The 18,634-nt window shown below is 63.9% G+C and carries 13 protein-coding genes; 5 read left to right on the top strand and 8 right to left on the bottom strand.

From position 1 onward, the window contains the following. Positions 1–2 precede the first annotated feature (2 nt). On the top strand, positions 3–701 hold the full coding sequence (urtE, locus tag ACP7DW_RS15490; protein WP_426055341.1) for an urea ABC transporter ATP-binding subunit UrtE: 699 nt from the start codon (positions 3–5) through the stop codon (positions 699–701). A 139-nt stretch (positions 702–840) separates the two neighbouring features. Here urtE and ACP7DW_RS15495 read toward each other — a convergent pair whose 3' ends face one another. Next, positions 841–1,425, bottom strand: a complete 585-nt coding sequence (locus ACP7DW_RS15495) for a chromate transporter (RefSeq protein ID WP_426055340.1) — start codon at positions 1,423–1,425, stop codon at positions 841–843. Next, positions 1,422–2,015: a chromate transporter gene (locus ACP7DW_RS15500; protein ID WP_426055339.1), complete on the bottom strand. Its 594-nt coding sequence runs from the start codon at positions 2,013–2,015 to the stop codon at positions 1,422–1,424. Before ACP7DW_RS15500 ends, ACP7DW_RS15495 begins: the two co-directional genes overlap by 4 nt. A gap of 220 nt (positions 2,016–2,235) precedes the next feature. On the opposite strand from ACP7DW_RS15500, the gene ACP7DW_RS15505 reads away from it, so the two are divergent. Then, positions 2,236–2,457: a hypothetical protein gene (locus ACP7DW_RS15505; protein WP_298413586.1), complete on the top strand. Its 222-nt coding sequence runs from the start codon at positions 2,236–2,238 to the stop codon at positions 2,455–2,457. 417 nt (positions 2,458–2,874) lie between these two features. Here ACP7DW_RS15505 and ACP7DW_RS15510 read toward each other — a convergent pair whose 3' ends face one another. Further along, positions 2,875–3,474: a response regulator gene (locus ACP7DW_RS15510; RefSeq protein WP_426055338.1), complete on the bottom strand. Its 600-nt coding sequence runs from the start codon at positions 3,472–3,474 to the stop codon at positions 2,875–2,877. Between the two features lie 361 nt (positions 3,475–3,835). After that, positions 3,836–4,378: a phosphohydrolase gene (locus ACP7DW_RS15515; protein ID WP_426055337.1), complete on the bottom strand. Its 543-nt coding sequence runs from the start codon at positions 4,376–4,378 to the stop codon at positions 3,836–3,838. A 203-nt stretch (positions 4,379–4,581) separates the two neighbouring features. Here ACP7DW_RS15515 and ACP7DW_RS15520 point away from each other — a divergent pair, with 203 nt between their 5' ends. After that, positions 4,582–7,743, top strand: coding sequence for an NAD(P)-binding protein (locus ACP7DW_RS15520; protein WP_426055336.1), 3,162 nt, complete (start codon positions 4,582–4,584; stop codon positions 7,741–7,743). Between the two features lie 36 nt (positions 7,744–7,779). Here the strand turns inward: ACP7DW_RS15520 and ACP7DW_RS15525 are convergent, their stop codons facing one another. Continuing rightward, positions 7,780–10,671: an ATP-binding protein gene (locus ACP7DW_RS15525; RefSeq protein ID WP_426055335.1), complete on the bottom strand. Its 2,892-nt coding sequence runs from the start codon at positions 10,669–10,671 to the stop codon at positions 7,780–7,782. Positions 10,672–10,825: 154 nt separating this feature from the next. Between ACP7DW_RS15525 and ACP7DW_RS15530 the strand changes: the two genes are divergently transcribed. Then, positions 10,826–11,455: a LysE family translocator gene (locus ACP7DW_RS15530; protein ID WP_426055334.1), complete on the top strand. Its 630-nt coding sequence runs from the start codon at positions 10,826–10,828 to the stop codon at positions 11,453–11,455. Here the strand turns inward: ACP7DW_RS15530 and ACP7DW_RS15535 are convergent. Both ACP7DW_RS15535 and ACP7DW_RS15540 read right to left on the bottom strand, forming a co-directional pair. Further along, entirely contained in the window at positions 11,418–12,206 is a 789-nt protein-coding gene (locus tag ACP7DW_RS15535; protein ID WP_426055333.1) for a YceI family protein, read from the bottom strand. The genes ACP7DW_RS15530 and ACP7DW_RS15535 overlap by 38 nt on opposite strands. 504 nt (positions 12,207–12,710) lie before the next feature. After that, positions 12,711–15,416 (bottom strand): M1 family metallopeptidase, encoded by a 2,706-nt coding sequence (locus ACP7DW_RS15540; protein WP_426055332.1) that lies wholly within the window; start codon positions 15,414–15,416, stop codon positions 12,711–12,713. Between the two features lie 253 nt (positions 15,417–15,669). On the opposite strand from ACP7DW_RS15540, the gene ACP7DW_RS15545 reads away from it, so the two are divergent. Further along, positions 15,670–16,293 (top strand): glutathione S-transferase family protein, encoded by a 624-nt coding sequence (locus ACP7DW_RS15545; RefSeq protein WP_332861687.1) that lies wholly within the window; start codon positions 15,670–15,672, stop codon positions 16,291–16,293. Positions 16,294–16,342: 49 nt separating this feature from the next. On the opposite strand, the gene ACP7DW_RS15550 is transcribed toward ACP7DW_RS15545, so the two are convergent. Next, positions 16,343–18,454, bottom strand: a complete 2,112-nt coding sequence (locus tag ACP7DW_RS15550; protein ID WP_426055331.1) for a prolyl oligopeptidase family serine peptidase — start codon at positions 18,452–18,454, stop codon at positions 16,343–16,345. Positions 18,455–18,634: the final 180 nt, after the last annotated feature.

Genomic DNA, 18,634 nt, shown 5'->3' on the forward strand with positions numbered 1-18,634 from the left:
CCATGCTCGAAGTGCAACAGTTAAATCAATACTATGGCTCCTCGCATACCTTGCGCGGCATCAACCTATCGGCGCGCAAGGGCGAGTGCCTGGCCTTGCTGGGCCGCAATGGTGTGGGCAAAACGACCTTGTTGAAATGCCTGATGGGCGTGCTGCCCGTGGCGCAGGGCAAGGTCGTGTTTCAGGGGCGCGACATCACCAGGCTGGCGCCGCATGCGCGGGCACAGCTGGGCATCGCCTACGTGCCGCAGGGGCGCGACATCTTTGCGCGCCTGACGGTCGAGGAAAACTTGCTGATGGGTATGGCGGTGAAGCGCGGCAGACTGGCCTCGCGCATCGATCCTCACGTGTATGAACTGTTTCCGGTGCTCAAAGAGATGCTGCAGCGACGCGGCGGCGATTTGTCTGGCGGGCAACAGCAGCAGCTGGCCATCGCCCGCGCGCTGCTGGCCGAACCGCAATTGATCATCTTCGACGAGCCGACGGAGGGTATTCAGCCGTCCGTCATCAAGGATATCGGCAGGGTCATTTCCTTGTTGAAACAACGCGGCGACATGGCCATCGTGCTGTGCGAACAGTATTTCGATTTCGCCCGCGAGCTGGCCGACGACTTCATCGTGCTGTCGCGCGGCAGCGTGGTGGCCAGCGGCACGGCGGAACAGATGGATGGCGAGGAGGTCAAGCGCCACCTGGCCGTGTAGGCTTAATAACTGGCTTAACAACGCCTAACAAAACCGTAGCGAGCGGAAGGAAGTTGTGGTCGAGAAGCGCAACTGTACGAATGTACAGTGAGCATCGCAGGCCGCAAATTACGACGCGCAGTAGGTTTTGATAGGCGTACTAAACCAGCTGGAACCAGCCTAGTACGGCGCCAGCCGCCAGCAGCCACAATAAATGGATCTTCGTGCGCCAGATGATCAGGCCGGCCACGATGGACAGGCTCCACAGGGGCCAGTCCGTGCGGAGGTCATGGTTGGCGCCGCCCAAAATCATGCCGGTGGAAATCAGGAGGGCGACGACGACGGGCGCCATGCCTTGCTTGAAGGCGCGCACGGGACGCAGGTCGCGGTTGCGGTAGCCCCACTGCGCCGCCACGTAGGTGAGGGTGGTGCTGGGCAGCATGATGCCCACCATGGTCACCAGCACGCCCAGGTACGCGGCCGTGTAGCTGCCCGCATTCATGCCCACGTTCCAGCCCATCAGGGCGACGAACAGCACGTTGGGGCCGGGCGCGGCCTGGGCGATGGCGATGGACTCGTTGAATTGCGCCTGCGTCAGCCAGCCATGCTGCTCGACGAGGAAGCGGTGCATTTCGGAGGTAGTGGAAATGGCGCCGCCGATCGACATCAGCGACAGCATCAGGTAGTGGCCGAACAGGTTCAGCCAGTCGCCCGCGCTCAACACCAGTTGCAGCGGCGGATTCATGTGGACAGCTTTCGATACGTCAGCAGGCAGCCGATGCCGCCCAGGCCCAGCAGGATGTACAGCAGAGGCCAGCGCAGCACGGCCACCATCAGCACGCCCAGCGCGGTGATGGACAAGGTCAGCCACAGGGGCAGCGGATGTTTCACCAGCGCGGTCGCCAGTTTCACGCCCGTGGCGGCGATCATGCCGGCCGACACGGCGGCCATGCCGCGCAGTGCGCCCGCCATCTGCGGGTTGTCGCCACAGCGCGTGTACAGCACACCGAGCAGCAGCACGATAACGAGGGGCACGGCCAGCATGCCGGCCAGCGCCGCCAGTGCGCCGGGCAAGCCGAAATAGCGCCCGCCCACCATCAGCGACAGGTTGACGACATTCGGTCCGGGCATGATTTGCGCCACGGCCCAGTCTTCCAGGAATTCCTCCTGCGTCAGCCAGCGCTTGCGTTCGACCATTTCGCGCTGGATCACGGCCAGCACGCCGCCGAACCCCTGCAAGGCCAGCCAGGTGAAGGAGAAGAACAGGTCGGCCAGCGAGGCCGGTTGCGGGCGGGGCAGGTCGGGCGGGAGGGCGGCAGGGGGGGATGAGGGCATGGCTGATTATCGCCGTGGCCGATTGCGCTTGTCCATCGCTTTCGGCTCCAGTTGTGCCTGCAAGAAAAAAACTGTGGCTCATGTTTCCCTGCCATTGACTTCGAGAGTTTATCGGCAATACTTTATCGGCAACACGACCACTGTTCCTGTCAGCGCTGGTGTGGTTCGTACCGCTACGCCGTCTCCCCCCCTCCGTTCCCCTTCGCAGGAGTTGTTCATCATGCCACATTCCACCGAAACGCTGCATATGCCCGTCAAGACCGTCATGCCGCATGCCCGGGTCGATCAAAAGATGTGCGACATCGTCAATCTGGGCATTGCCGTGCAGGCCGCCTTCAGTACCTTGTGTGCGCTGGAATACCTGAAGTCATACAATGTCGCCCCGGAACTGATCGAGCGCGTGCTGCTGCATCCGGAGCAGCGCCGCCAGACTATGCATTGAATAGCCGCACAGCAACTATGTTGCCGGCAGCGCCAGTCCGGTGTTGTCGGATTGATCATTACGGCTCAGTTATGCACAAATGATGAGTTAACGAAATTGGCGAAATAATTTTCTTGAGATGATGAGTGGATTTCTAAGTAATTGATTTTAATGGGTTTTATTTTTGCTGTTTGATTGAGCAGTTTATTGAAAGCCGCACGGGCTGTGGCTTTGAAGCCTGTCAATAGGCGCTTATCCACAAAGATATCCACAGTCCGTGTGGATATCTGAAAAAGCGCTTAACAATCCGCTACTTAGGCAATAGGGGCCGATCAGCGCATGCCATCGGCCAGCAAGATGGGCCGGAATGGGGCATGCGGCAAACCTGTATGCCTATCCAGTGCTTTTGTTTTTATGACTGAAAGTAGCTGCGGCTGCTCAGGGTTTGCCGCCAGCCGGTTCCGCTGGCGCGTCGCCGCAGTGGGCCAGGGCGGCGGCGAGGTCGGCGACTTGTTGCTGCGCTTCGCGCAAGGTGGCATAGGTGCGCAGCGAGGCGATCACGGTGGTAAACAGCTTGCGCGTGGTCAGGTCGGTCTTGCACCAGAAATCATTGATGTCGTAGTCGATGATGATGCGGTGTTCCAGTGCCTGGCCAGGCTGGCCCGTGCGCAGGATGATGCGCACGGCACTGTTGTGCAAGTCTTCGCGCACCTGGCGCGCCACTTGCAGTCCGGCATCCTGGGTTTCCATGATGACATCGAGCAGCACCACGGCGATATCTTGTGTGCTGCGCAGCAAGGCGAGCGCCTCGGCGCCCGAATACGCGTGCAGAAAGCTCAGCCTGCGGCCCTGGAAACTGGCCTGGCTGAGCGCGAACTTGGTCACCACGTGCACATCGACATCGTCATCGACAATCAGCACGCGCCATGGCGCCGCGTTGGCGGACTCTGCCGCCGCGTCTGCCCGCCCGAGTGGTTCCTCAACCAGCCAGTCGGGTTCATCCGCTCCCTTGGCGGCACTGTCGCTATCCATATTCATGCATTTATCCACCGTTGATCGTGCTCACTCACTCCACACTATGCCAGTCTGCGGGGTTTGTCAAAACAATGCGGTTCAGGCAAGTCGGCCTGGAGCAAGATTGCGTATGCTCAGAAAAATATATTTTCATGGTGTTCGAGCAACTTTGCTTCGACGCAAAATCATGATTCTAAGTCATTGATTTCATTGGGGTAAAAAATTGCCTGTGAAATCAGCAAATTGTTGAAAGCCGCATCGATACTGGTGTTGCGGCTTGTCAAGAGGGGCTTATCAACAACTTTATCCACAGTTGCTGTGGATATCTGAAAAAGCCGTGCAAAAACCGGGGCTTACGCCCGTTCGTGCGGCAGGGTGGAAGCATTCACGCTACCAGCCCCAGCCCGCTCAACTGGGCAAAGGCATGCAGGAAGCGCTGCTTGGCTTCGGCCGGACCCATGGCGTCGATTATACCGGGCAAGGGGGCGATGCCGTCAAGGTACGCCCAGCGCTCGGCCGAGTGCGGCATCAGATCGCGCTTTTCCGTGGCCAGCGCGATCAGGTCGGCCCGCTTGATGGGCGCGTAATCGGAAAAATCCAGGCCATAGGTGGCGGCGATGATGGCGCTGACCTTGTCTTCCAGCACGGCAAATTCCGGCAGCAGCACTTTCAAGGGCTTCACCATGTCGCCCAGGTAGGCTTCCGCCGCGTCGTGCAGCAGGGCGGCCAGGCGCAAATGGGGCGGCACCAGCCCGGCGACGATCAGGCTGTGCTGGGCGACCGAGTAAAACACTTGCGTCTGTCCATTGAAGCGGCACTGATAAGCGAGGCCGTGGGCGATGTCTTCGATGGCGACCTTGTCGATATGCGGGCGCAAGGGATAAAAACGGTTGCCGGAATAAGTGGATACGTAGTCGGTAGTAATCATTTCTGGGTCAGCTCGCCTGCTTTGCACGGATGGTCCATCCTACACCGGATGGCCGCCACTTGCCTTTCGCTGCTACTTTTCGCCCTCCTGCTGAGCCTATGCATCTTGGCAAATCCTTTAATTTATTTCATATCATTCATTGATATTTCTCAAATACACTGTGGAAATCTTGTTTGTCTGAAATTCAAATTGGGGGCAGGGCAATGACGGCGATACCTTCGGCAAGACCTTCGTATATCTATCAGGGCGGTTCGGTGATGATGCACGCGCCGCTGCAATTGAAACAGTCGGAAATGTACGGCTATTTCGTCAGGGGCGACCTGGCCAGGCTGCAGGCCACCGTGAATACCACCTTGAACCAGGTGGCGGGCAAGCGCATGACCCTGAAAGCGCTGTCGCCGTACGTGATGCTGACGTTTACGCGCGTCAACCATGCGGATTCCGCCAACCCCGTCGACCAGGCCAAGGGCTGGATCACGGAAGTCGACATCGTCACCTGGATCATGGTGGGTCAGATGGATGCGGCGGGCAAGCTCGCGCAACTCTATTGGTACCCGTGCCATATCTTCGTCGATGACGCCATGGCCCTGATCAACGGGCGCGAACTGTTCGGCTATCCGAAATACCTGTGCGACTACGAGATGCCCGCCGCCGGCAGCGAGCCGCTGCGCTGCGCCGTCGCCGCCAAGGGTTTCCAGCATTTTTCGCCGGAAACGAAACTGGCGCTGCACCCCTTGCTGGAAGTGAACGCCACCGTGCAGACGGGGCAGCACAAACCCGTCAACAGCTTCCTGGAACTGATCGAGCAGGCCTTCCAGATTTTCCTCTCCATTCCCGATTTCTTCGACATGGACCAGGCCGGTTGGGCCGACATCCTGTCGCTGTTGCGCAAGCCCCGCATCGACCAGATCTTCCTCAAGCAATTCCCCGACAGCGCGGGCGTGAAAGCCGTGTACCAGGCCCTGGTGGCCGCGCCGGCCGAAGTCAACCGCCTGCACAGCGCGCGCCTGCTCGGCTACGAGTATGAATGCACCTTGCACGCGTTCGACAGCTTCCCGCTCGAGCAGACTTTGGGCTTGCAGCTGGGACCGCAGGCGGCGATATTGCCGTTCCATGTGAACTTCGACTTCACGGCCATGCCGGGCGAGGAACTGGTCGACAATTCGCAGATCGCGCCGGAAAAGATCGCCATCCTCGGTGGCGGCGTGGCGGCCATGACGGCGGCATATTATTTGACGAGCCAGCCGGGCTGGCAAAACCAGCATGCGATCACCGTCTACCAGCTGGGCTGGCGCCTGGGCGGCAAGGGCGCCAGCGGGCGCAATGCGCACGTGGGCCAGCGCATCGAGGAACACGGCCTGCACATCTGGTTCGGTTTCTATGCCAACGCCTTCAGGATGATCAAGGAAGCGTATGCCAGCCTGGAACGCCCGCCGGGCGCGCCGCTGGCCACCTGGCGCGACGCTTTCAAACAGCACGATTACGTGGCCCTGTCGGAAGACGTCAAGGGCCAGTGGCGCAACTGGTCGGTCGTCTTTCCCACCTTGCCGGGCGAGCCGGGCGAGGGCGGCGAAGACATCACCCTGTGGCAGATGGCCATCGCCATGGTGGGCTGGATCGAGCAGTGGCTGCGCCAGATCCGGCAAGTGGCCGATGCCGATGCGCGCATAGAGCGTGCCAGTGCCAGTGCCAGCGCCAGCGCGCAGTCAGGTGAAGGCGAAGGCGTGTGGCCGGGCTGGCTGCGCCGCCTGGCCGATGAGGTGGTGGGGCAGGCCGATGAACTGGGCCTCGACGTGGGTCTGTCCGTGGGCGCGCTGGCGGCGCTGGTGGCCGACCTGGCGCCGGACTCCGCGCGCCACGACCAGGCCCGCCACCAGCTGCTGGCAGGCACCCTGAACGGCATCCGCGCCTGGCTGCGCCTGCGCTACCGCACCCTGATCGATGGCGACGATGCGTTGCGCCGCCTGTTCACCTGCCTCGATCTGGGCATCACGGTCATGAAGGGCATGTTCGAGGATGGCGTGTTCAAGCACGGCTTCGACGTCATCAACGATATCGACTTCCGCGCCTGGTTGAGAAAACATGGCGGCGACGAGCAGTTCAGCGTCAACTCGGCGCCCGTGCGCGGCTTCTATGACCTGGTGTTCGCCTACGAAGGTGGCGACTTCGGGAAGCCGAACATCGAGGCGGGGACGCTGTTGCGGGCGATGGCGCGCATCGGCCTGGCCTACAAGGGCGGCATCATGTTCAAGATGCAGGCCGGCATGGGCGACACGATTTTCACGCCGCTGTACCAAGTGCTCGCCAAGCGCGGCGTGGAATTCAAATTCTTCCAGCGCGTGGAAGAGCTGGTGCCGGGCGCGGGCGACATCGACAGCATCCGCATCACGCAGCAGGTGCAATTGAAGGACCCGGCCGCAGGCTACGCGCCGCTGGTGGACGTGAAAGGCCTGGCTTGCTGGCCCAGCGCGCCCGATTACGCGCAGATCGAGCCGGCCCAGGCGGCGCTGCTGCAAGCGCAGGACGTCAACCTGGAATCGTACTGGAGCGGCTGGCCGCAGCAGTACCAGCAGGCGTTCGGCCGCCAGCTGCCGGCCACGGTCTTGAAAAAGGGCGTCGATTTCGACAAGGTGGTGTTCGGCATTTCCATCGGCTCGCTGCCCGCCCTGTGCCCGCAACTGCTGGCGCAAAGCCCGGCCCTGCAACTGGCGGCCGAGAAGGTGCAAACGGTGGCCACGCAGGCTTACCAGGTGTGGCTGAACAAAAACCTGGCGCAGATGGGCTGGACCACGCAGCCGAAAGGCCAGCAACCGGTGCTGTCGGCCTTCACGGAACCGTACGACACGTGGGCGCCGATGGATCAATTATTGGCGCACGAAGACTGGCCGGCGGGGCAGGAACCGAAAAACGTGTCGTATTTTTGCAGCGCCTTCCCCGTCGACAGCTACCCGCCCGTCACCGACACGGGCTTTCCCGCCCGCTGCGCGGCCAGGGCGAAAGCGGGCGCGCTGCACCAGCTGGAACGCGAGATCGGCGCACTGTGGCCCGAGGCGGGCGCGCCCGGTGCGTTTCCGTGGCAATGGCTGGTCGACGCGAAAGCCGGCACGGGGCCGGCGCGCTTCGACAGCCAGTACTGGCGCGCCAACGTCGACCCGTCCGAGCGCTACGTGATGTCGGTGGTGGGCAGCACGCAGTACCGGCTGGCCACCGACCAGTCGGGCTTCAGCAACCTGTTCCTGACGGGCGACTGGATCCGGACGGGCCTCAACGCGGGCTGCGTGGAAGCGGCCGTGATGGCGGGCATGCAGACCTCGCGCGCGATGACGGGCTATCCGGCCGTGATCCAGGGCGAGACGGATTTCTAGCCATGCGACGCCTGAGTTTGTTGTGTCTTGTTCCGCTCAAGCGCCCGGCTGAGCTTCCAGGTCGCGCCGCGCCACGTCCAGCGCCGCCTGCAGCTGTGGCAGCAATGGCTCCACGGTATCGAGCTGGCCATTCGAGGCCAGGGTTTCCATCTGGTGGCACAGGCCGTGCAGGGTGGGGCGGCTCAGGTAGCCGGCGCTGCCTTTCAAGGCGTGGAAGGCGGCAGCGGCCGCGCTGGCGTTGCCATCGCGCACGGCGTGGCAGGCCAGGTCCAGGCGCCGCGGCGCTTCCGTCAGGAACGCTTGCGCGATGCGCTGCAAGTGCTGCGGCGACAGGCCTGCCAGCGGCAGGATGTGCACGGGCGCCGTCATGGGATCGGCCGGCGCGGATGGCTCGTCGTCGGCGGCGTCCAGGCCGAACTGGCGCGCCAGCGTGTCGTCCCCGGTGGGCACGGCCGGCGGCAGCGCATGGCCGCGCGCCAGCAGCAGGTCGATGATGGCGTCGATTTTCTGGAACAGCAGCGCTTCGTCGACGGGCTTGCTGAGGAAGTCGTCCATGCCGCAGGCCAGGTAGCGTTGCCGGTCATGTTCGCTGGCGTTGGCCGTCAGCGCGAGGATGGGGATGTGCGCGTCGGGAATCGGGAATTGCGCGTTGCCGCCGTCGCGGATCAGGCGCGCCGCCTGTTCGCCATCCATCAGCGGCATGCGGCCATCCATCAGCACGCAGTCGTAGGCGCCCGTGCCCAGCGCGCGCAGCGCCTGCTCGCCGTTTTCCACGATGGTCACGGCATGGCCCATGCTTTCGAGCAGGGTGCCGATGATGATCTGGTTGGTGCGCACGTCTTCGGCGCACAGGATGCGCAGGCGGCAGGCATGGCGCGCCTGGCGTGCCGGCCGGCGCGCGTCGGCCGCCGGCGCGCTGCCATCGTGCAGCGGCAAGGTGAAATGGAAGCGCGAGCCGATGCCGACCCGGCTTTCCACGCCGATGCTGCCCTGCATCAGTTCGACCAATTCCTTGCAGATGGCCAGGCCCAGTCCCGTGCCGCCGTAGCGGCGCGTAGTGGAGTGGTCGGCCTGCTCGAATTTCTGGAACAGGCGCGGCAAGGTGTCCGCGTCGATGCCGGTGCCCGTGTCGCTGATGATGAAGTCGATCTCGCTGCGGCCATCGCGGCGCGGCGGCGTGCGGGCGCGCCGCACTTCCAGCAGCACTTCGCCATTGGCCGTGAATTTCAGTGCGTTGCCCAGCAGGTTGATGAGAATTTGCCGCAATCGCGTGGGATCGGCGCGCACGTAGCGCGGCAGGTCCAGCGCCAGTTCGCGGCGCAGCAGCAGGCTCTTGGCGTCGGCCTGGCCCTGCACGATGCCGGCCGCGTCGCCGATCAGCGCCAGCAGGTCGAAGTCCACCGTTTCCAGGGTCAGCTTGCCCGCGTCGATCTTCGAAAAATCGAGGATGTCATTGAGGATGGTCAGCAGCGAGACGCCATTGTGCAGGCCGATGCGCAGGTATTCCTGCGTGCGGCCCTTGACCGACTGGTCGCGCAGGGCGAATTTCAGCATGCCGATCACGCCGGCCAGCGGCGTGCGGATGTCGTGGCTCATGGCGGACAGAAAATCGATGCGGTGGCGGCTGACCACTTCCGCGTGCTCCTTGGCCTTGAGCAGGGCGTCGTTGCTGAGGGTCAGCGCCAGCGTGCGTTCCTGCACGCGCTGCTCCAGGTTGTTGCGCAGCAGGCGGATCTGGTCGGCCAGGGCAAACGCCAGCAGCAAGCCGTCGAGCGTGCCGCCGAGCAGGGTCACCAGCTGGGCGTTGGCCACCATGGCCGGCATCAGGCCCAGGTTGGCCGGCAGGATCAGGAAGCCGGGCAGCATCAGGGCGACGAAGGCGAGCACGAAGAAGCGCGCCGGCTGGTAGCCGCGGCACCAGACAACGATGCCGCAGATCAGCGCCAGCAGCATCCAGATGCTGATGACGATGGTGGCCAGGGTGTGCGCATACGACAGGGTAACGAAGCAGCTCGGTAGCAGCAGCAGGGGCAGCACCAGGTTGACTTTGCTGAGGTGGTACAGCCGCGGCGAGTAGTCGCGCAGGCGCAGGAAATGCGTGTAGAACAGCGTGCTGAAGACGGGCAGCAGGAAGAACGGCACGTAATGGAGCTGCAGCTGGTGCCAGTCGAACAGGTCGGCAAAGACGTGGAACGTCATGGCCCAGGCCAGGCCATACGTCAGCACGTACAGCGCGTAATACGCCGAGGCTTTTTCCAGGGTGATGGAAAAGATGAAGAAATTGAACAGGCCCAGCGCCAGCAGGGCGCCGATGGAGGCGACGATGAGGAAGTTTTCCTTGCCCACCAGCTTGCGGTAATCGTGCTGCGTCTGCACGCCGAACAGGGGGGCGCGCGCGTAATACGGGCTGGAAAAGCGGATCAGGATGTCATACGTGGCGCCCGGCGCCAGCTGCACGTTCTTGCCGTAGTGCAGCAAATACTCGTGCGGACGCTGGTAGCCCGTCAGCAAGGTCTGCGGCGCCGTCTGCGGTCCGGGGCCATACACGTGCAGGTCGACCAGGTCGATCAGGGTGTCGTTCGGGTCGATGACCCAGGCCGCGACGCTGCTGTCGTTGCGCACCTGCGCATGCAGCCAGTAGGCGCCGCCGAACAGGTCGACCCGTTCGGCCGGGCGCTGGCGGGCCAGCCAGGCGGGCAGGGCGGCCGCATCGGCAGGCGCGGTATCATTTCCGGCGAAAAACAGTTGCCCGCCGCTGCCCAGGTGCGCGATGCCTTGATTGCTCAGGGACAAGGGAGCCGCCTGCGCCGCGCCCGCCAGAGCCAGCAGACCGAACAGCAGGCCGAACAGGAGCGGCCAGCCGCATAGCCAGGCGCAGACGCGGAAACTCGAAGCGCTGTGGCGGGAGGGGGGCGGGTGGATAGGCATCGATGAGTATGGTGATGGTCGCGCGGGAACTGGCGGCAACGCCGTTGGCTGTAGAGTACTCATTTTAATCGACTCTTGGTGGCGCAAGGGCACTCATGTCCTGCCGGGATGGCGAGTGCTCCGGTATCATGGCGCCTTTGCCCGCGAGATATTCATGCTCAGTCCCGACCAGTTCCTGGCCTTCCTGGCCGCCGCCGTGTTGATCACCGCCAGTCCCGGCCCCGACAACCTGATGGTGCTGGGTGTGGGCATGTCGCGCGGGCGCCGCCAGGGCATGGCGTTCGGCCTGGGCTGTGCCCTTGGCTGCCTCACGCACACGGTGCTGGCGACCATCGGCGTGTCGGCCCTGCTGGCCGCCTCGCCCACGGCGTTTACCATGCTGAAAGTGGCTGGCGGTCTGTATCTGGTGTGGCTGGGCATCGGCGCCTTGCGCAGCCGTGGCGGCGCCAGAGTCGATGGCGCGGGCGCCTTGCCCGACGAGTCCTTGCTGCGCCTGTTTGGCAAAGGACTGTTTGCCAACAGTATCAATCCGAAAGTCGTGCTGTTTTTTCTGTCGTTCCTGCCGCAGTTTATCGTCGCGGGCCAGGGCAATGCCAGCTGGCAGACGGCGCAGCTGGGCCTGGTCTTTACGGCGCAGGCGTGCGTGCTGTTCGGCCTGCTCGGTTATTTTTCCGGCGCCGTCGGCCTGTGGCTCAACCGCCGCCCGCGCGCCGGCCTGTGGCTGGACCGGGTGGCCGGCACCATCTTCATCGGCCTGGGCTTGCGCCTGATCCTGGCGCGCTGAGGTCTTGCCGGGCGGTAATGCGAAACGCCAGTTCCATCTGGTCCTGCACGGCCATGGCGCCGCCCAGGATGGCGAACGGCACGATGCCGAAGTCGCTCTGTTTCAGCAGCAGGCTGCCGCTGGCCTGCAGGCCGCGCCCATCGGCCGCTTGCTCGACCCGCACCGGCAGCTGCACTGTGCGCGTCACGCCGTGCAGCGTGATGTCGGCCTCAAACACCTCGTTGTCGCCCGTGCGCCGGGCCTCGATGCTGACCCACGGATAGCGCTCGGCATCCAGCACGCGCACCAGCATATTGTGGCGCGTGCCGGCGATGGCGTCGGCCGACGGCGTCGTCGTCAGGCCGGCCGCCTGGCGCAAGCCCTCTTCATCCACACTCATCTGGTCGAGCCGGAACTGGAATTGCGCGCGTCCCGGCGCGGGCGTCACCACGCCCTGCAAGGTACGGCTGGCGATCACGTGGTCATGTCCCAGGCGGGCCAGCGCGCCGCCGCGCCGCACGGTGATCGTCAGCAGGGATTCCTGCGCGACGATATGCAGCACGCGCATGTCCGGCTGTTGCCACGCAGGCGCGGATGTGGCGGATGTGGCGGCAGCGGCGGCCGGCGCGGGTGCCTGGGCAGGAGCGGGCGGCAAGGGCGTGCAGGCCGCCAGCACGGCGCAGGCGAGCAGAAACGTGCTGCGGATGGCGGACGACAGGCGGTGGTTCTGGCTGGGCATGGGCAGAGAAGAGGGCAGGGGCAACAGGAGCATAGTACGCGATCGGCGCGGCAGCGCGTGCAATGTTAGAGCTACGTCATAAGGCGGTCATATGGCGCTGTTATGATGCTTTCGTTGGCACACAGCATGCGTTGCGCACATCACTACGTTCCGGGAGCGATAGGATGCAGGCATGACTCAACAGCTTAGCCGGTGAGCTCAACCATCGGCACCAGACACGTGAAACTTGTTTTTGTACTAATTATCGCAGGGTGCGGCAGGGGAAATACAGGGATAGGGCGGGGATTTAATGAAGTCCTAAGCCTGTCTAAGGCAAGGGCTGGCATAGTGGAGTCATGGCGCACGGAAACCCCGGGCGCAAGGTTGCCGGACACCTCAATGACCGGCACGATTTCCGCTTTCTTGTTTTTCCCAGTTTATCCCTGCGCTCTGAAACAGCGTTTCAACCGGCTACCGCACTTTGCGAAGCCGGTTTTTTTTGCCTGCGGTTTCATCGATCTTCATCGCCTCCCGGCGCCGCGGCGCCGGGAATGCCACTTAGCCCGTTTGCTTGGCCAGCCACGCATCGACGGCGGGCAGGCGCTCGGCGCGCACCTTGATGCGGTACTTGATGCCGGCCACGGAACTGTCGGCGTCGCCGCGTGCGCTGGCCGGCAGGTTGGCCTGCGCATACGCTTCCAGCTTGGCGATCATCTGCGGCTGCGCCGAGCCGGCGGCCAGGCGCGGGAAGTAACGGCTGCGCGAACTGGCGTCGATGCGCGCATTGACTTGCTCCAGGTGCGCCAGCGCGAAGTCGAAGGCCAGTTCCGGATGCCTGCGCGCCACGCGCGAGATCATGGCCGGGCTGTTGGTCACGCCCGGTTCATCCGTCAGCGCCAGCGCCAGCGCGCGCTGCGCCAGTGCCGTGTCGTCGCTCGACGCCAGCAGGTCGTACAACTGGTTCTTGACCAGCGGCGTCTTTTCCTGCTGCGCCCTGGCGTGCAATTGCTCCCAGGTGGCGGCGTCCGCATGCTGCGCCACCACGCCCAGGATGGTGCGGCGCAGCGGTGCGGGCATGGCGGAGGGATCCTGCTCGCTGGCCGCGTAACGGCGGCGCGCCTCGGCGATCACGCCCGGTTCACCCATGTCGCCGAGGATGGCGATCAACTGGCCGCGCAGGGTCGCCACGCTTGACGCTTCGCCCGCGCGCGCTTCCCAGCCCGTCTGCGCCATCATGGGCGCCAGGCGCGTCATGGCGAAGCGGCCGAAGGCCTGCTGGCGCGCTTTGCTCTCCGTGCTATCACCGGCATACTGTTCGTACAGGCCGCCCAGGGCGCCGGACACCTTGCCCAGCACCTGCGGGTCGGCCGACAGCGGCGTCGCCTTCACCAGTTCCAGGAAATCGGCCAGGTTTTGCGCACCGGCCAGGCCCAGCGACTGGCTGTCCGCTAGCAAGCCCAGTTGATCGATCGGCGCCAGGCGCGCAAAGCTGCCCGCCAGCGCGCGCGTGTTGGCGGGCGCGTACACGGTGCGGTAGTAGCCGCTCTGGCCCGCGTTCACCAGCAGGGCGCCGCAGCCGGGCACGTTCATGGTTGCCTTGCCATGCTTGACCAGCACGCGCGCCAGCTTGCCGTTGCCGACCGTCGAGGCGATCACCGGCACTTTCCATGACAGCGCTTTCTTCTCCGGCTGGTCCTTGGAAAATTCCGTTTGCGTCAGGCGCACGCGCGTATTGCCGTTCCTGCACACGGCGTCGCCCACCGTGATCATCGGCACGCCCGGCTGCAGGGTGAAATCATGGGCGATGGCGCTGACGGGCTTGCCCGCGGCCGCATCGACTTCGCGCCACAGGTCGTCCGACACCGTATTGCCATATGCATGCTTGCGCATGTAGCTGCGCACGGCCGTGCGCCAGGTGTCGGCCCCCACGTACGCTTCGAGCATGCGGATCACCGCTTCGCCTTTTTGATAGGTGATGCCGTCGAAAGCCTGGCTGGCCTGTTCCACGGTGGCGATGCGCTGCACCACGGGGTGCGTGGTGCGCAGCGCGTCCTGGCTCATCGCCGATTCGCGCCCGCCCACGCTGGACAGGGCCGTGTTCCATTCCGGGTGCAGACGCTCCGTGGTGCGGCTTTCCATCCACGACGCAAAACCTTCGTTGAGCCACAGGTCGTCCCACCAGCGCATGGTGACCAGGTCGCCGAACCACTGGTGCGCCATTTCATGCGACAGGGTGGTGTAGATGTTTTCCTTGTCCGACTGGGTCGAGATGGCCGGGTCGAGCAGCAGGCCGTATTCGAAGGTGAAGACGGCGCCCCAGTTTTCCATGGCGCCGAAGAACTGGCTGCGGCCCGGCGCGGCGATGTTGTCGAGCTTGGGCAGCGGGTAGCGCACGCCAAAATAATCGTTGTATTCGCGCAGCAGGGCGGCCGATTCTTCCAGCGCGAAGCGGCTTTGCGCCAGCGCGCCGCGCTTGGTGATGACGCCGATCTCCGTGCCGTCGGCCATCTTTGTCGCCCGCTCGAAGTCGCCCAGGCCGAAGAACAGCAGATACGTCGACATGCGCGGCGTGGTGGCGAAGTACACGTGCTTCATGCCATTGCCCAGTTCTTCGCTGCGGGCGATCGGCATGTTGCCGACGGCCATCTGCTTGCTCGGCACGACCACATCCAGCGCGAAGGTGGCCTTGTAGTCGGGTTCATCCCACGACGGCAGCATGCTGCGCGCGTCCGAATTTTCGAACTGCGTGTACAGCGCGCGCTGGCGGCCTTCGGGTGTGTCGTAGTCGAGCGAGAACAGGCCCGTGGCCTGCGTGCCGATCTTGCCGCTGTAATCGATGCGCAGCAGATACTCGCCCTTGGCCAGTGGCTCGGCAAAATGCACGGTGGCCGTCTGCTTGTCCGCATCGAAGTCGATCTTGCGCGTCACCTGCTTGCTGCCGCCCGCGCCTTCGATGGCGGCGGCCGTAAACGCCAGGTTCAGGGCATTGAAGGTGATGCTGGCCGTTGGCCTGTCGACGGCCACCTTGATGGCGGCTTCGCCCTTGAAGGTGGCGGCGGCGGCGTCCGGCGTGATCGACACGATATAGTGCAAGGGCGTGACGCCGCGCGGCAGCTGCGTGGTGGTGCCGGGTGCATGGCTGGCCGAGATGTACCTGGCGGCGGGAGCGGCGTGGCCCGCATGGGCTGTGGTGATGGAAGCCAGTGCCAGGACGGCGGCGGCCAGTTGGCTGCGCCGGAAGCGCGGAGTCGGTGTGCGATGCATGGTATGCCCTTGGTTCATGGATAAAACGCCCGCCAGCCGGATAGGCTGCGCTCGTTGATGACGGTTGGGGGACATCGCTGGAACGGGTGGCCAGCGTTCCCGTGCAGCAATCTAAGGCGAAACGGGGGCAAAGTCAACGCGCCAGGGGCGCCGCGCCACGACGGTGCGCTGGTATGATGAGGACCTGACTGTACTGCCACAGGCCAGTCCCGCAGCCGATTGTCCACCCCATAACGAGACGAGACCTACGCACATGAAACTGACTATCAGCCCCCGCACGCCCAATCCGCGCCGCGTCACCATGTTCATCGCCGAGAAGGGCATCACCGGCATCGAGGAAGTGGCGCTCGACCTGATGGCGGGCCAACACCGCGATCCCGCCTTCCTGGCGAAAAACCCGCTGGGCCGCGTGCCCGTGCTGGAACTGGACGACGGGCGCGTGCTGACCGAGACGCGCGCCATCTGCACCTACCTGGAAGGCTTGCAGCCGCAGCCCAATTTGATGGGCGAGGGTTTCGAGGAGCGCGCCTTCATTGAAATGGCCGACCGCCGCGTGGAACTGCACCTGTTCAGCGCCGCCGCCAACTGGGTACGCCACGGCCATCCGGCCCTGGTGGCGCTGGAAAATCCGCAGTTTCCCGATTTCGCCACGGCGCAGGCGGGCAAGCTGCGCGAAACGGCGCAATGGCTGGACCAGGTGCTGGCCGGCCAGCCCTACATCGCCGGCGAACGGTTTACGATTGCCGACATCACGGCCTTCTGCGCGCTGGAATTTGCGCGCGGCCTGATGAAATACCGGCCGGGCGCGGAAGGGTTACAGAACCTGCAAGCTTACCGCGACCGCATCGCCGAGCGCCCCAGCGCGCAGGCGAAGTAGGTCCACAAAAAACAAGGCCTGCGCCGGAATCCGGTGCAGGCGTTCTTTTTTACTTCAGCTGCTCCCACAGGAAGGTGTAGGTCAGTGCCCACATCAGCGCCTGCTGGTCGTTGTTGGCGGCGCCTGCATGGCCGCCTTCCGTGTTTTCCCAGTACAGCACGTCGTGGCCTTGCTCTTCCATCTTCGCCACCATCTTGCGCGCATGGCCGGGGTGGACCCGGTCGTCGCGCGTCGAAGTGGTAAACAGCACGCGCGGATATTTCTTGTCCTTGAAGACGTTATGGTACGGCGAGTACTTGCTGATGTAAGCCCATTGATCCGCCACGTCCGGATCGCCGTACTCTCCCATCCACGAGGCGCCCGCCAGCATCTTGTTATAGCGGCGCATGTCGAGCAGCGGCACCTGGCTGACGACGGCGTTGAATAAATCCGGACGCTGCACCAGCACGGCGCCCGTCAGCAGGCCGCCATTGCTGCCGCCCATGATGCCCAGGTGGCGCGGACTGGTGACCTTGCGCTTGATCAGGTCTTGCGCCACGGAGATGAAATCGTCATATGCGCGCTGGCGGTTTTCCTTCAAGGCCGCCTGGTGCCAGCGGGGGCCGAATTCGCCGCCGCCGCGGATATTGGCCAGCACATACACGCCGCCCTTTTCCAGCCAGGCCACACCGGTGGTGCCGCTGTAACTAGGTTTGAGCGACACTTCGAAGCCGCCGTAGCCATACAGCACGGTGGGGTTGCTGCCATCGAACTTGGTCTTCTTGTTCATGATGGCGAAATACGGCACCCTGGTGCCATCCTTCGACGTCGATTCGAATTGCTCCACCTTGTACGGCGCCGCGTCGTAGTAGGCGGGCAGCGACTTGATTTTCGTGCGTTTGTCGCTCTGCGCCGTGGCCAGGTACAGGGTGGTCGGGTTGAGGAAGTCCGTCACCGTCAGGAAGTACTGGTCGGAGTCGACGGGATCGAGCGCGCTGACGGCCAGGGTGCCCAGCTTCGGCGCATCGACGGCGCGGCGCTGCCACTTGCCGTTCACGTGGCGCAGTTCCGTCAGGCGGTTCTTGACCTTGTCCAGGGTGGTGACGAGGATGGCTGACTTGGTCGGCGTGACATTGTCCAGCGACGACGTGGCCGTGGGCGCGTACAGCACTTCCAGGTCCTGCTTGCCCTGCATGAAGGCCTTGAAGTCGGTCGCCAGCAATGAGCCTTGCAGGTAGGTTTTGCCGTTGACTTTCCAGTCCGAGCGCAGGGTGAGGATCAATTGGTCGCGCACGGTGAAGGCCGTCGCGTCGTCCGGCTTCGGCACCTTCTTCAAGTCGGCGCCGTCGCGCAGGAACATTTCGCCGCTGTAGAAATCGATTTGCCGCTCGATGAACTGGTGTTCGTAGCCGGGCGTGAAATCCTTGTAGGCGCCGGCGCTCAAGTCGTCGGCTTTTGCTTCATACAGCGTGTGTGCCTGCGCCAGCGGCGTGCCGCGCTGCCACTGTTTGATGATGCGCGGGTAGCCGGAGCTGGTCATCGTGCCGGGGCCGAAATCGGTGGAGACGAACAGGGTGTCCTGGTCGATCCAGCTGGCGCTGCCCTTCGCTTCGGGCAGGGTAAAACCGCCGTCGACAAAGGCGCGTTTGGCCACGTCGTATTCGCGCACCACCTTGGCGTCGCCGCCGCCGCGCGACAGGGAAATGAGGCAGCGTTCGCCCTTTGGATACAGGCAGGACGCGCCGCCCCAGACCCAGTTTTCATGCTCGCCGGCGGCCAGCTGGTCGAGGTCGATCACGGTTTCCCAGGCGGGTTCCGCCAGCTGGTATTGCGCCAGGGTGGTGCGGCGCCAGATGCCGCGCACGTGCTGGGCGTCGCGCCAGAAATTGTAGTAATACTCGCCTTCCTTGCTGACGTAGGGAATGCGTTCCTTCGAGTTGAGGATGGTTTTCAGGCGCGCCTGCAGGGCGGAGAAGCCGGGCCGGGCTTCCAATTCTTTGGTGGTGACGGCATTGTGCTGCTTGACCCAGGCCAGCGGCTTGTCGCCGAGGACGTCTTCCAGCCACAGGTGGGGATCAGCCGGAGCAGTGGCAGCGGCGGGCGTGGGTGCTTGTGCATGGGCGATGCCCGCTGCGGCCAGGCCGAGCAGCATGCTGCCGGCGAGATTGCGATATGACGACATGTAGGGTTCCTGGTTGGTCCGATGGAGGCCGCGTTGCAGGCAAAACGGCGCAGCCATGGTGCCATGGATTGCTGTTGGGAACCAGTGTCTATGGACGGCTACTTAAAAAATAGCTACTTTTCCAATATTGTTTGCTGGAAAAGGGCGAGGCCGTAGAATCTGCGGCACATGGTGTACCAG

The organism is Janthinobacterium sp. PSRC1-1, from assembly GCF_049897525.1.
GTDB lineage: Bacteria > Pseudomonadota > Gammaproteobacteria > Burkholderiales > Burkholderiaceae_D > Janthinobacterium > Janthinobacterium tructae.

Bases quoted from the DNA above. Each gene is read 5' to 3' on its own strand.
- ACP7DW_RS15530 (WP_426055334.1), top strand. From the start codon at position 10,826: ATGCTCAGTCCCGACCAGTTCCTGGCCTTCCTGGCCGCCGCCGTGTTG.
- ACP7DW_RS15495 (WP_426055340.1), bottom strand. From the start codon at position 1,425: ATGAATCCGCCGCTGCAACTGGTGTTGAGCGCGGGCGACTGGCTGAAC.
- ACP7DW_RS15545 (WP_332861687.1), top strand. From the start codon at position 15,670: ATGAAACTGACTATCAGCCCCCGCACGCCCAATCCGCGCCGCGTCACC.
- ACP7DW_RS15510 (WP_426055338.1), bottom strand. From the start codon at position 3,474: ATGAATATGGATAGCGACAGTGCCGCCAAGGGAGCGGATGAACCCGAC.
- ACP7DW_RS15505 (WP_298413586.1), top strand. From the start codon at position 2,236: ATGCCACATTCCACCGAAACGCTGCATATGCCCGTCAAGACCGTCATG.
- ACP7DW_RS15500 (WP_426055339.1), bottom strand. From the start codon at position 2,015: ATGCCCTCATCCCCCCCTGCCGCCCTCCCGCCCGACCTGCCCCGCCCG.
- ACP7DW_RS15535 (WP_426055333.1), bottom strand. From the start codon at position 12,206: ATGCTCCTGTTGCCCCTGCCCTCTTCTCTGCCCATGCCCAGCCAGAAC.
- ACP7DW_RS15540 (WP_426055332.1), bottom strand. From the start codon at position 15,416: ATGCATCGCACACCGACTCCGCGCTTCCGGCGCAGCCAACTGGCCGCC.
- urtE (WP_426055341.1), top strand. From the start codon at position 3: ATGCTCGAAGTGCAACAGTTAAATCAATACTATGGCTCCTCGCATACC.
- ACP7DW_RS15520 (WP_426055336.1), top strand. From the start codon at position 4,582: ATGACGGCGATACCTTCGGCAAGACCTTCGTATATCTATCAGGGCGGT.
- ACP7DW_RS15550 (WP_426055331.1), bottom strand. From the start codon at position 18,454: ATGTCGTCATATCGCAATCTCGCCGGCAGCATGCTGCTCGGCCTGGCC.
- ACP7DW_RS15515 (WP_426055337.1), bottom strand. From the start codon at position 4,378: ATGATTACTACCGACTACGTATCCACTTATTCCGGCAACCGTTTTTAT.
- ACP7DW_RS15525 (WP_426055335.1), bottom strand. From the start codon at position 10,671: ATGCCTATCCACCCGCCCCCCTCCCGCCACAGCGCTTCGAGTTTCCGC.